Here is a 14,977-nt window from a genome sequence, read left to right as displayed (position 1 = left end):
ATTTATTTTTAACACAGAAGTGAGAACGATGAAATGAATAGAAGAATCCCAGCTGACGTGAAGAAAGAAGTCTCAATTAAGTTAAGTCAAGCGTCTTAAAAAAGAATTTAAATTTTATTAGAGGTGAAACATGAACTTACCGAAAAAATATTTAAAAATGATCGCAAGTGCATCACTTGCAGCTACTATTTGTATAACTGCAGCAGCTCCAAATGCTCTAGCTGTTACACAGCCCGAAGCAGACACACCTTTAGCTCAGGAAAATCTTCAAAAGCTTTCTGTTCAAGGAATTGAGAAGCTTTCAAACGGTGTCAAATTGGACTTAGGATCAAATGATGCGTACATTCGATTATTTGACAAAGATTTTGTAAAAGTTTCTGTATTAAATAAAGGTGAAAAAGAATTCGAATCTAGAGGGATTGCCAAAAAAGAATCTGAATGGGATACTCCAAAATTTAAAGCAATCTCTAGCTCAGATACTTATACGCTAAAAACAAATGAACTTACGGTTGAAATTAAAATGAAGCCATTTGGTGTACGCTTCCTTGACAAGCAAGGAAATGTCATCAACGAGGATTATGTAAATCAAGACCAAACACCAGGATATGAAAATGGAAAGCCTTATGTATTTAAGAAAACAGATAAAAATGAAGATTTCTATGGCTTCGGTGAGCAAGCCGGCGTGGAATTCAACAAACGTGGCGATAGCATCGGCATGTGGAATACAGATGCTTACTCCTATAATAAAGATACAAAATATGTGTATACATCGATTCCATTCTTCATTGGGTTAAAAGATAAAAAAGCATATGGTATTTTCTTTGACAATACACATCGCTCCTACTATGAAATGGCCAGCGAATCTGATGATTACTACTATTTCTATGCAAACGGTGGTAAGTTAACGTATTACTTTGCATACGGTCCAGAAATTGGCGATGTCGTTGACCGCTATACAGATTTAACAGGTAAAATGGAAGCTCCGCCAGAGTGGTCATTGGGCTTACACCAAAGTAAATGGGAATATAAAGCAGATGAAATCGTAAATGTTGCTAAAACATACCGTGAAAAACAAATTCCATTAGACACTATGCATTTTGATATTGACTACATGGATGGTTTCCGTGTATTTACATGGAATGATCAATACAATCAAGCGTTAAAACAACTAAAATCTATGCCTGGATTCCATGCTATCGCAATCAACGATCCAGCTGTTAAACAAGATGAAAACTATCGCATGTATCAGGAAGGTACAAAAAATGATTATTGGGCGAAAAACGCAGACGGAACCCCGTTCATCGGTCCGGTATGGCCTGGGAATTCTGCTTTCCCTGATTTCTCTAAACAAGAAGTTCGCGATTGGTGGGCTAACAACCATGATACCTTATTTAATGAGGGAATTGACGGTATCTGGAATGACATGAATGAACCTGCCGTATTTATCGACACGGACAAAATGTACCATACGTTACCTTTGGATGCCTATTTTGGTACAGAAGATAACAAAATTATGCATACAGAGTATCATAACTTATACGGTCATGATGAAGCAGATGCTACTCATCAAGCATTTAAAGTGCACAAACCTGGTACTCGTCCGTTTGTGTTAACACGTGACATGTATGCAGGTACACAGCGTTGGGCTGCATTATGGACAGGTGACAGTGAATCGAACTGGGAACACTTGCAAATGTCAATCCCGATGATCTCTAATATTGGTCTATCAGGTGTATCATTCGTTGGTACTGATATTGGAGGTTTCGCTAAACGACCAGACTCAGAGCTGTTTGCTCGCTGGATGGAAGTAGGAGCTTTCTATCCATTCTCGCGTATCCATTATGATAGTGATGCAAAATCTGAAATTAAGCAAGGTCAAGAACCTTGGGCATTTGGTCCAGAAGTTGAAAAAATCAGCAAGAAGTATATCGAATTACGTTATCAATTACTTCCTTACTTATACAATGAGTTCAAGGAAGCAACTGACACTGGTAAACCGGTACATCAACCGCTTGTTTATCAATTCCAACATGATGAAAAAACAAATGATATTAGTGACCAGTACATGTTTGGTGACTCTATGATGCTTGCACCGGTTATAACAAAAGGTCAAACATCTCGTAGCGTTTACTTACCACAAGGCGTAAACTGGACAGACTATTGGACTGGTGAAGAATACAAAGGTGGACAAACTCTTACTGTAGATGCTCCACTTGGTCATTTACCGATTTTCGTGAAGAAGGATTCAATGATTCCAAGCCGTGAAGTACAGCAATACACAGGTGAAAAACCTTTAACAAACCTTGTGCTTGATACGTATTTAGACAATAACGCTTCATATACGTTCTACGAGGATGATGGTGCAACAGAAGATTACAAACAAGGTGAATACAACGAAACATCATTAGAAGTAGAACGTAAGGGCAATAAAATTACATTCAAACAAAAACAAAAAGCTAAAAACTTCAAAGAATCAAAATTAGAGCAATACACATTGAAATTAAATAAGGAAGAAAAGCCATCGAGAATTCAAGCTGGAAACAGCAAATATCAAGAGGTTGGTTCTCTTGCGGAAACACAAGGAAAAACAAATACCTACTTCTATGATGCAGAAGCAAAGGTTCTTTATGTAAGCATCCCAGCTGATGAGAAAAAAGAAGTTCAAATCCGATAAAAAAAATTGAAAGTTTAGCAGGAAGAAGAGGGTGACCAATAACACTATGTTAGATCCTATTGAGTCACCTTCTTCTTTATATAAACGAATAAACTAGTCATCTCATAAAAATATTCGGGAACGAAAAAATTGTTGGAAATGAGGATGTTATGTGAAAAAGCTAAATAAACTATCCGCTGGCATTATAACAGCAACATTGCTATCAATTTCTTTTATACAACCTATACATACAACATTTGCTGCTTCAATAAAGAATGAACAAGCTGAAAAAGGCAGTAACCAAAATGGATCTAAACAAACAACATTACATGATAAATCATCTTGGGATAAAAGTTCATTATCATTTACCGCCGAAAATGTAATTTGCAATGGCATTTCTGCCACGATAAAAAATGGCCAGGACTCACAAGCTATGCAGGGGGAAGCTGCGTATGAGGTTTACTGGTCAGCAAATGGTAATCCTAAAGATGGCGAGGTTGTTTACACTGGAGTTGTTAACGCGTTACCATCTGGTGAAACACAGGAATTAACGTATACACCAGATCAGCTTATGGACGGAAATTATATGTTTAAAGCATATCAGCGTCCTGGCCATCCAGGAAAGGGAGAGTTGTGGAGCGGGTCCATAACGATAAATGATAACGCTGGATTGACTGAAGATATTGAATCACAGCGACCTTTCGATCAATTTTTTAAGACCAGTGTTAGTAGAGGAACAGCAACATTTACGGTCCCTGTAGGCATGGATCCAATTGAGATTAGTTTTACAAGTTATGTTTATCCTGAAGGTACAGTACCTCAAGGAGACGGAAAACCGTATGAGGGGCAGATTAGCTTTGATAACGTCACGAACTTATATGGACCAGGTACATATACTGTTGAGGTTGATTTGCCGAATGGATACTTTCAGACAGATCTATATTTAGGATCTGAAATAGAAAAGTTAACTGAATGCGGACACCCGATGGATAAAATCATTGATGCAGATTATGGTCCAAAAGCTGATTAATAACATACTCACATGCGTGTTAACCAACGAAGGTGAGTAATAGGTTCTGACTAAGTTCAATTAGAATTTAGTCAGGCTTCTCTTGTAAAATAAATGAATTTCTTACCTCCTATGTCGCTCTTTGAATGAAGTATTCTTAAAAAGACCATATACCTTAAGCTGCTAGGCGAAAGAAATTTGGTGTGCTGGTCTAGACATAAATAGTAAAGACACTAGTTGTTAGTTACGGGGAGTTAGATTGTATGCTATTGAAAAAGAAATCAATCGTAATTGTCTTATTTTCTATGATAATGCTATTAATCATCACTGTGGTTGCAATGAAGTCTCTCTTTTTTCAAACGAAACCACAATTAGTAGAAGAAAATAAAATGATTCAAAGTATAACAACTGATAAAGCGTCATATCAACCTAATGAAATGATTCATTTTACGACTAAAATACCCGCTAAGTATTCTGATGAAATGTTAGAAATCACATACTTTCATTTAAATGATGTCATCTCTAAACAAAAGGTAAAAGTAGAAAAAAATGAGGTGCATTGGACATGGGAGCCACCAGAAGAGGATTTCAAAGGGTATTTAGTCCTTGTACAGTTGGAAACTCAAACTGAACTTGATCAGCAAACAGTTGCTGTTGATGTTTCAAGCGATTGGTCAAAATTTCCGAGATATGGATTTCTTTCAAAGTTTCATGATATGTCTAACAAAGATATGGAGTCTGTTATTTCCTGGCTGAATCGTTATCACATTAATGGATTGCAATTTTATGATTGGCATTATAAACACCATCAACCTATTAACTTAGAAAACAATGAGTCTGCCGTCCATTGGGAGGACATCGCCAATCGTCCTACCTCGCTGCAGACGATTAAATCATATATTGAGTTAGCCCATAAACGAAACATGAAAACAATGGCATATAACCTTTTATACGGTGCTTTTGCAGAAGCTGAAAAAGATGGTGTCAAAACAGAATGGCGCTTATTTAAAGATCAGCAAAAAAATCAACATGATTACCATCCATTACCAGAGGAATGGAAAAGTGATGTATTTCTTGTCAATCCGGCAAATTCGGAGTGGCAAACCTATTTAATTAATCAGCAAAAAAAAGTTTACGAGACTCTTCCCTTTGATGGATGGCATATTGATCAGCTTGGTCCACGGGGAAATGTATATGACTTTAATGGGAAATCCGTGGGGCTCGACGAATCTTTTAAACCTTTTATGGAACATATCAAAAAAGAAACGCCTGATAAACGGATTGTGATGAACGCGGTTAGCCAATATGGTCAAAAACAGCTAGGTGACTCTCCTGTTGATTTCTTATATACGGAAGTATGGGATCAAGATAAATATTATAGTGATTTAAAACGCATGATTGATGAAAACAATCACTATTCAAAAGGGAGATATAATACAATCTTAGCCGCCTATATGAATTACGAGTTTTCCAGTCAGCCGGGGAAATTTAATACTCCAAGTATATTATTAACGAACAGTGTGATTTTTGCATCTGGTGGTTCACACCTAGAACTGGGAGAACACATGCTGTCAAAAGAATATTTTCCACATGATAATTTAAAGATGAGCAAATCCTTAAAAAGCATGCTCTTGCATTATTATGATTTTCTTGTAGCTTATGAAAACCTGCTTCGGGATAACCTGAAAGAGGTGCCGATCACTATTGCTTCATCTGATTGGGTTCATTTCTCTTCACAGCCGGAACAGGGGAAAATATGGAGCTTCGCAAAACAAAAAGCGAATAAAAAAGTCATTCATTTTATTAACTTCTTTGATGCTACAACATTAGAATGGCGTGATACAAATGCAAATCAAGCAGAACCTCAAAACCGTAAACAGTTAACCGTTAAGCTTGAAGAGACGAAATCTATTAAAAAAGTTTGGATGGCTTCGCCTGACAAGCAAAACGGAGTGCCTATATCTCTAAACTTTAAACAAGAAAATAACAAGGTCATCTTTGCACTTCCTAGTCTTAAATATTGGGATATGGTCGTGGTAGAGTATGAACAATAATACAAGGAAATTTCATGGATTACTACTATCTAGTTTTAATAAAAAAGAGGGTAGGAATACATGAGGATGAACGATGTCATTTTGAAGGAAGAATTTCAACCTTAAATGATAGGCAAACATAGTCAAAAAAATGTAAAAAGGTAGGAGTGTTTTGAATGAAAAAAATGTTCGTTTCCCTTGGAATAGTAGGTACAGTTCTTTCTCTTTCTGCTTGTAACCTTAGTGCTTCAGATACAATTGTTCAATCTAAAGCGGGTGAAATTACCAAAGAGGAATTTTATAACGAATTAAAGGCTCAGGCTGGTGACCAAGTTTTAAAACAAATGGTAGAAACGATGGTGCTTGAAAAAGATTACAAAGTGACAGATAAAGAAATTGATGAAAGAATCAAGGAGTATAAGGAACAATTCGGTGGTGAGGAAGGCTTGAAACAGGCTCTTGCGCAAAAAGGCATGTCAGATGAGCAAGTCTTTAAAAAAAATGTTGAACGTGAGTTATTGGCTCAAAAAGCAGCAACAGATGGAGTAAAGGTTTCCGAAGAAGAAGTGAAAAAAGAATTTGAGAATAAGTATAAAGAAGAAATTAAAGCAAGCCATATTCTGGTTAAGGATGAAAAAACGGCGAAAGAAGTGCAGGAGAGACTAGATAAGGGCGAGGACTTTGCTCAACTTGCGAGCGTTTATTCAACTGATCCTGGTTCGAAAGACAAAGGCGGTGATCTTGGACATTTTACAAAAGGGAACATGGTTCCTGAATTTGATCAAGTTGTATTTTCACTTGATGTCAATCATGTTAGTGACCCTGTGAAAACAGAATACGGCTATCACATTATTAAAGTAACGGATAAGAAAACAAACACGTTTGAAGACAAGAAAGCAGAAATTGAAAAAGAACTAACATATAAAAAAGCTAAGCCAATTAACGAAGTCATTTCCATGCTCCAAAAAGAAGCTGAAATTACGATCAAAGATAAAGAGTTAGATGAAGCATTAGAGACGACGCAACAACCTGAAACAAAATAAAAGCAAACCTTATTAAAAGACTGGACTGCAAAGCGTTTCTTCGTGAATGCTTTGCAGTCTTTTTAAGTCTCTATAACTCATGTTGTTAGGGTAGATAAGAATAATCTTTTCTAGTAGAGCGATAGGAATCCAAGAAAAAAATTCCTTAGGTTCCTTTTTTGAGACTAAGTCAAAAAGATTGGTAGAATTATGAGGGGGAAATTTTTATTTTTTTGAATTATCTGAAATTTAACTTGTTTCACTGAATGAATTATGTTAAATTTACCATATGAAATGAGGGCAGGGGAGAAGTGTGAGATGAATTTATTTAGAATAGGAAATAAGGAACTTATTAAAGAACTGAACCGTTCCCTCGTAATTGATAGGGTTCGCCTGAAAGGAAATATCTCCCGCACTGAAATAGCTAAAGAAACTGGACTAGGTTTATCAACAATTACTAATATTATAGATGAACTTATTAAGGGAAATCTTGTTTCTGAGATTGGAACTGGAGATTCACATGGTGGCAGGAAGCCAGTGTTATTAAAATTCAACGGAGATTTTGGCGTTGTTGTTGGTATGAAAATCGAACAACAACAGGTAAAGATGTGCCTATCTAATTTGGAAGGGGAAATTTTACACAAACATCGATTTTCATACACCCTCAAGGAAGCGAACAGATTAGCAACGGTTATTATTGAACAACTTGATTCTTTTATCAAACAAAATGAATGCGCTGCCAAATTAGTGGGGATTGGCATTGCTACGCCGGGGTTAGTAGATCGAGAAAGTAATGAAGTGGTCTATTCACCTATATTAAAAGTGGATCATGGGGATTTGAAGCCAATTGGCAGGCACTTTGATGTTCCGTTGATGATCGATAATGATGCGAATGTATTTGCACTCGCTGAGAAGTGGATAGGCCAAGGGAGAGACTATAGAAACTTCATTGGTGTTACGGTTGGAGCTGGTGTGGGGGCAGGAATTGTAATTGATAATATGTTGTTTCGAGGAGACTTCGGTGGAGCTGGAGAGTTAGGGCATATCACTATTTATCAGGGAGACCGCCTTTGTTATTGCGGACAGCGAGGTTGTTTAGAATTATATGCTTCTGATGCGTACCTTGTGAATGAGGCTGAGCGTATGGTCTCGATTGGTGTTCCAACATTGTTAGCGTCGTTTACTCCCATTACACCTGAGTGTATCGTAAAAGCAGCACAAAGTGGAGATACGTATGCACAAGAATTGTTGGTAAAGCAAGGAGAAAATCTGGCATTAGGTATTAAGAATATGGTCCATCTATTTAATCCGGAAGCAGTGATTTTAGGTGGGGAAGGATTAAGAGAAAATGAATTTCTGTTAAAAGGAATTCAAAAGGAGCTGGCCGTCCACTTTTTCGTCAAGCATCCTCGAAAACTTCAGTTCCAAACCTCACAGCTAGGTGAGGAAGTATGGTTAATTGGGGCGTGCGCACTAGTCGTTAGCCATTTATTTAAAGTCCCTATTTACAAATAACAAAGGAAACGACTATTGTTGTATCCTTTGGAATAATTACTTTATTCACTGAATAAAGTATCTGTATATTGCACTGGATTGACTGTGATTATATTTAAAGGGGGTGTTAATATAAGTATTTTCGAAAGAAAGATATAGAAAGTAATATTAAATGAGCGAAAAAATAGGGAGGGTAAACATGCAAAGAAGTAAACACAGACTATTTCTGAAAGCCATGATCCTATCAATTATGATTTCGATGGTTTTATCTGTTTTTAACGTTCGTTCTGGGGTTGCAAGAGATAGTGAGTTTACTAGACAGGGTGCAGGGCCGATGTACTGGATTACATATGAGCATCAATTTGGAAAAGACGTGTTCATGCCAGAACATCGTTTAAAAGATAACGTTGATTGGATGGCCAAAAATTTCCTTCCATACGGTTATGACATGATTAGTACGGATGGATGGATCGAGGGTGCTACACTATTAAATGAAAGCGGTTACGTAGTGTCGCATAATGATCGATGGATGAGTGACCCGATTTATATGGATGGCCGCGATAAACCATATCTTAAACCAGGAACATTATTTAACGGTGACTTTGAATACGCGACTACTGAAGGCTGGGATATCAAGGGAAATGCTGATTCTGGAGTTGATAAGTCCGGTGCCCGTAATAACTTTAAGTTTTACTTTTATAAAAATGCCCCTTTTAATGCTAACACGAGTCAAACAGTGACAGGGCTCGATAAGGATAAAACATATCGATTATCCGCGTGGGCAACTCTTCAAGATTTTAGCGGGTCCAATCAGTTTACTGATGATGCTATTGGCAGCAGTGCTGAAATGCGAATCAGCCAGAATGGAGAAGTAGTAGAGAAGGTACCAATCGAGATAAGTTCGAGTTATAAAAACTATTCTTTTGATGTGAAATCGATTGGAACAGAAATGACTGTAGAATTTTTCATTGATTCTAAAAAAGGAAACGCTTCATTGCAGCTTGATGATGTTACCTTTGCAGCTGTAGATTCGGATCAACCTCCAATTCCAGAGGGAAATATTGTAGTAAATGGTGGCTTTGAGCAAGCCGAAACAGAAGGATGGACGTTTGAAGGTGACTTTGCTCACGGCCGAAATGATGACCCTGAAGGAGACAAGTCGTTATGGACTTATAGTGAAAATCCGAACAAACAAATTATTACTCAAACGATAAAGGATTTGCCAAATGGAAACTACCGTGTCAATTCTAATGCTAAAGGGAAAAATGGTTTTGTCGACAAAGGTGTGGCTGTAGAAATGAAAATTTCTGGATACGATAAAGCTAATCCTGAAGCTAATGTAAAAAAGCCAATGACTTCAGAAAATTGGTCAGCGTATACAGAAACTGTTAATGTGACTTCAGGTCAATTAAAAATTGAATTTATTGTCGATCCTACGGAAAAACAAGTGCGCGATGCTGGAATTGATATCGATGATGTCTCTGTCGTCTACGACAATTGGCAGGGTTATCCGGACCAGCGTTATCCAGAAGGACATACATGGAAATACTGGGCAGATTATGTGAAAAGCAAAGGGATGAAATTCGGCATCTATTATAATCCGCTTTGGATCAGTCCAGAGGTTGTTAAAAATCCGGATAAATACAAAGTGAAAGGGACAGATACACCTGTCGCAGATCTTGTTATTACAGAGCCGCAAGACATTGGCGGCGGAAAAACGCTTCAAGGTGACCGGTTTGATGGCGGGCAAGGGGGAGAAAGAGCCCTTTATTGGTTAAATGTGGACCATCCTGATGCCGAGAAATTTTTGAAAGGATATGTCGACTTTTTTGCAGAACAAGGAGCTTCCTATTTACGTGTTGACTTTTTATCTTGGTATGAAAGCGGATATGATAAAGGGCTGGGCCAAATCGGAACAGGTCACACAAGAGAACAATATCGTAAAGCACTTCAATGGATGAATGAAGCGACTGAAAAGAATAACATATTCCTCAGCTTAGTTATGCCTGATTTAAACAACCACGGTGAATATGAACAAAAATACGGCGATATGATCCGAATTGATGAGGATGCATTCAGTGGCGGCTGGGAGCATATAAGCGGCCGGAGACAAGAGTGGACAAAAAATTGGTCACAATGGGCCAATCCATTTCAAGGATTTACTGGATTTGCGGATATTTCGGGACGCGGATCAATGATTAATGACGGTGACTTCTTAAAGCTAAATACGTTTAAAGGCCGTTATGCCGAGGACGAAAAGAAATCAGCTATCTCTTTATTCACCATGGCTGGTTCACCAATTACCATTGCCGATCAATATGACACAATCGGAGATAATTACAAATATTATCAAAACCCTGAATTGATCGAATTGAACAAACTTGGTTTTGCAGGAAAACCAATCTTTTATTCAAATCAGCATTATAAAAACAATGTAAGCCGCGACAGTGAAAGATGGGCTGGTCAATTACCAGATGGATCTTGGGTCGTAGCACTCTTTAACCGCAGTGATACAAGCAAAGGGCTATCAATGGATTTCAAAAAAGATCTTGGAATCAAGGAGGAAGCTTTTGCCCGCAACCTATGGGAGCATAAGGATCTCGGCTACCGTTCGATGTATTCAGAAATGCTCGAGCCTCATGATACGACAGTATTGAAACTCATTCCAAAAAACAACAAGAAAGTATATCAAACCGAAGTAGCTTCATATCAAGGAGGAGCCATCTTTGGTAATGAACAAATGGGATACGATGGATTTGGCTATCTCACAGGGTTGAACAAAAAAGGCTCAAAAGTAACAATTGCCGTTGAAATGGCTGAAGCAGGGCAGTTCCCGCTAGCAATAAAATACGCAAATGAACAGGCAGAAGCTAGTACCTTATCACTTTCCGTAGAAGATAAAAAGAAAAATGTCATTGATGAGCCGACGAAAGTGTCGTTTCCAAGTACTGGAGATAAATGGGCAACAATCCAACAATCTGTCCAACTGAATAAAGGGGTGAATTTAATCACCTTGGAATTTACAGGAGAAGATACAGGTTCGACATTACTTGATTCTATCCAGTTTGGAGCAAGTACAGGACAGCTCGTTAACGGCGATTTTGAAATGGGCAATGAAACTGGCTGGACAATCGAAACCTTTGGCACAACTGTATGGCATGGTGTCGATAAAAACGATGCTTATGAAGGGTATAAGCAATACTTGTATTCTCCTAATGAGAGAGGAAAAGCTTTCTCTAAGCAAACAATTGTGGGTTTAAAGGACGGCGAGTATACGGTTTCAGCGATGGCGAAACTAATGCCGCACTTGGATCCATCATTTGCCGGCGGGGTTGCTAAAATGATTGTCTCCCAGCCTGGTAAAGAGAAGATAGAGGTGAAAATTGAACCAAATCTAAAGGATCCGAATGGTCCTGTAAAGCAGAAATGGTCCGCGGATGAGTTTGAGTATAAAAAATTCAGCACAGACACGATCAATGTCACAGAAGGTGAATTAACTCTAGAATTTTATATGGAAGCACCTAAAGCAGATACATCCTTGCAGCTTGATAATGTGATGCTTCAATCAGCAAACAATGAAGTGCCTGAAGAGGTAGAAGTCAGCCTGTATAACAAAGGTTTTGAGCAAGGATTCACTGGGTGGAGCCGTACAAATATGGTTAACCAATCGATTGAATCAGCAGATGAAAAGTCATTTGTCAAAATCACGGGTAAGGAAGCTTATTCATCTGATCTATGGCAATTTGGTAATGCTCCTGCTGATGGAACCTATCAATTATCAATTACCACTCGTAAATCTGGAAATTTTGACAAGGCTTCACTTTATGTCAAATACTCTGGTGGCACAAAAGAAGTACCGATCCCGGCAAGTGGTGATTGGAAAGAAGTCAAAGTCCCAAATATCCAGCTAATGGCTGATGAAGTGGTAAAGGTTGGCGTGATCGCAGAAGGCCAGGCTGAAAGTGTTCTTGAACTCGATGACGTTAAAATGATAAAAAAAGATCCAGCCGATCATCAAAATGTTTCATATGTTGAAAGTTTAGATGCCGGCAATCCATATACTGTATCAGATGATGGTAAATCGATCGTATTGCATTCTGCTAACCAGGAAAAAGTGAAAGTCGAATTCATTCAAGAGGATATAGCTAAAGTATGGATGGAACCTACTGGAACATTTAAGAAAAAAGCTTCTTTTGTTGTTGATGATGAGGGGGCAAGTGTAGTCCCTAAGGTAACGGATAAAAATGATTATATCTTAATTCAAACAGAAAAAATGAGTTTGAGAGCTTATAAGTCTCCATTTAAGCTTGCATACTATGATACAGCAAATACGGAGATATTAACGGAACAAAGTGAGGGTAAAGGATTAGGGTATGACGGGGATACAGGTATTTATGCTGCCATGAACCTTGATCCAAAAGAGCAATTCTTTGGTCTTGGTATGGATCGTGACTCCCAATCTTTTAACCGCAGAGGCCATAAGATTGTAATGAACAATGGTATGAAAGGCGGATATGGCGGAAACACGTCAGATATTTCTGGAACATTCTTTACGAGTACAAAGGGCTATGGACTTTACTTTGATAACACCTATGAAAATGTCACGTTTGATATGGGTGCCACAGACAGTGGGAAGTATTCTTTCAGTTCACCAAACGGGGAAATGATTTACTACTTTATGTCAGGTGAAAAGAAAAATACTCTAACAGATATCATGGAAAGTTATGCAGAATTAACTGGCAAGGCGCCGATGCCGCCACAATGGGCACTGGGTTATATCCAATCAAAATATGGATATAAGAGCTGGGAAGAAGTAAATAAGGTTGTTGACACGTTCCGCCAAAAACAAATTCCCTTAGACGGTATGATTCTTGATGCCTATTGGGCCAAAGAAAATCATTATTTTGATATGACTTGGTCAGAGGCTTTTGCAAATCCAAAACAAAGCATGGAGGAGCTGGCCAGGAAAGGAATCAAGACGGTACCGCTAGTCGATCCGTATATTCAAGTAACAGCGAACAATTTTAACGAAGGAGATCGCAGTGGATATTTTGTTCAAGACGCTTCAGGAAATACCGTTATTTATGAAGCTTGGTATGGAAAAGCAGGATTAGTGGATTTCACCAATCCAAAAGCTGTCGATTGGTTCAATGCACAGGTTAAAACATTGCATGATGCGGGAGTAAAAGGGTATTGGATCGATTTAAATGAACCAGAGAAGCCAACGGACTCATTAAGACACCACTTTTCTAAAGGCAGTGCAGCAGAGATTAGAAATGTGTACGCCTTAAACGAAGCGAAAGCGTTCTATAAAGGCCATCGAAGCTACAGTGATAACCGTTTATGGAGCCTGTCACGTTCCGGTTTTTCTGGGATTCAAGAATACGGAACGACCGTATGGAGCGGAGATATTGATGCAAGCTGGGAGGCCTTTAGGCATAATTTACAATTGGGGTTAAGCTCATCGATGTCTGGTATCCCTTATTATACAACGGATATAGGTGGCTTTTACGGAAAACCGTCAGCAGAACTCTATACACGTTGGATGCAGGCTGGATCCTTTATGCCAATCTTCCGAGCTCATAATTGCGAATGTGGTGATCCAACGAATACAAGAGAGCCTTGGGCGTTTGGTGCGGAAGCAGAAGGCATCGTAAAACAAAGCATCGAACAGCGTTACAAACTGCTGCCTTACATCTATTCAGCAACAAAGCAAACAACTGTTGAAAATGTCTCATTAATGAGACCGCTTGTCATGGATTACACAACTGATGAAAAAGTATATGAAATTGAAGACCAATGGATGTTTGGTCCAAATATGCTTGTAGCGCCGATATCATTGGAAGGTATTTCGAAGAGAAGTATTTATTTACCAGACGGTACATGGTATGACTGGAGCACCCAGAAATCATTTACGGGAGGGCAAACCATTGAGTATGAGGCAGATTTGTCAAAGATTCCGGTATTTGTAAAAGAAGGGGCAATTATTCCACAGCGTGAGATTCAAAACTATACAAATGAAAAACCAGCATCAACGATAGCATTAAACGTCTATCCAAAACAAAATGGAGAAGCTTCAAGCTTTACGTTATATGAAGATGATGGTCAAACCTACAAATATGAAAACGGTCAATCGGCTGAGACAAAGATTGCCGCTGCATCTGATGAGGGGAATGTGACACTTGAAATTTCAGCAATTAAAGGGAGCTTCGACGGAGAGATTAAAAACAGAACATGGTCTGCTGAAATAAAAGCGAATGCGGGAGATAGAAGACTTAGTTCTGTGAAACGAAACGGCAAAAAGTTAAGATTAGTTGATTCCAAAGATGCGGTCGAAAAAGGGAACGATGTTTGGTACTACGAATCAAAAGCAGATATGATATTTGTGAAAACATCAGAGGTATCAACAGATGAGGCACAAGTGATTACGTCTGATCTAAAAGGAAAACGATAAGAGAAGGTAAGAGGAAAGTTGAAAATAAAGGAAGAGAGCAAGATGTCAAAGCATTAGTATGAAACTACGATATTGAAAATAAAACATACTACAGAACCTCATGGAAAGTTTAAGTGTTAATTAGTATAAGTGAAACAGTTCAACAGGTACTGGTACAGTTTAAGAAGCTAGTGTTTATAGCTTAATATAATAACAAAGCTACGTATGCCCTCTAAACGGTTTGAACGATGATTCAATCTGTTTAAGGGGCAATTTTTATGGAATGTTCTATACTCCTACTCAACATTAGCCATAAATTTTATCTTTGGAACC

General features: G+C 38.3%; 6 protein-coding genes. All 6 read left to right on the top strand.

What is annotated here, in order from left to right:
* The first annotated feature begins 130 nt into the window (after positions 1 to 130).
* The 6 genes from QLQ22_RS13195 to QLQ22_RS13170 all read left to right on the top strand — a co-directional run bounded on the left by QLQ22_RS13195 (position 131) and on the right by QLQ22_RS13170 (position 14,665).
* The gene (locus tag QLQ22_RS13195; RefSeq protein ID WP_223435308.1) at positions 131 to 2,674 is read left to right on the top strand and encodes a glycoside hydrolase family 31 protein; all 2,544 of its coding nucleotides are present in this window, start codon (positions 131 to 133) and stop codon (positions 2,672 to 2,674) included.
* Positions 2,675 to 2,825: 151 nt separating this feature from the next.
* Positions 2,826 to 3,683 carry a hypothetical protein gene (locus QLQ22_RS13190; protein ID WP_284014921.1) on the top strand — a complete coding sequence of 286 codons (858 nt, stop codon included), beginning with the start codon at positions 2,826 to 2,828 and terminating at the stop codon, positions 3,681 to 3,683.
* 242 nt (positions 3,684 to 3,925) lie between these two features.
* Positions 3,926 to 5,716 carry a glycoside hydrolase family 66 protein gene (locus QLQ22_RS13185; RefSeq protein WP_252206900.1) on the top strand — a complete coding sequence of 597 codons (1,791 nt, stop codon included), beginning with the start codon at positions 3,926 to 3,928 and terminating at the stop codon, positions 5,714 to 5,716.
* Between the two features lie 155 nt (positions 5,717 to 5,871).
* Positions 5,872 to 6,738 carry a peptidylprolyl isomerase gene (locus tag QLQ22_RS13180; RefSeq protein ID WP_223435301.1) on the top strand — a complete coding sequence of 289 codons (867 nt, stop codon included), beginning with the start codon at positions 5,872 to 5,874 and terminating at the stop codon, positions 6,736 to 6,738.
* Between the two features lie 297 nt (positions 6,739 to 7,035).
* Positions 7,036 to 8,232 (top strand): ROK family transcriptional regulator, encoded by a 1,197-nt coding sequence (locus tag QLQ22_RS13175; protein ID WP_223435300.1) that lies wholly within the window; start codon positions 7,036 to 7,038, stop codon positions 8,230 to 8,232.
* A gap of 178 nt (positions 8,233 to 8,410) precedes the next feature.
* Positions 8,411 to 14,665 carry a TIM-barrel domain-containing protein gene (locus tag QLQ22_RS13170; protein ID WP_284014920.1) on the top strand — a complete coding sequence of 2,085 codons (6,255 nt, stop codon included), beginning with the start codon at positions 8,411 to 8,413 and terminating at the stop codon, positions 14,663 to 14,665.
* Positions 14,666 to 14,977: the final 312 nt, after the last annotated feature.

It is taken from the genome of Metabacillus hrfriensis, assembly GCF_030127205.1.
Lineage (GTDB): Bacteria > Bacillota > Bacilli > Bacillales > Bacillaceae > Bacillus_P > Bacillus_P dongyingensis.
Note: the sequence above shows the minus strand (reverse complement) of the source record. Positions and strands in the feature narration are given on the sequence as shown.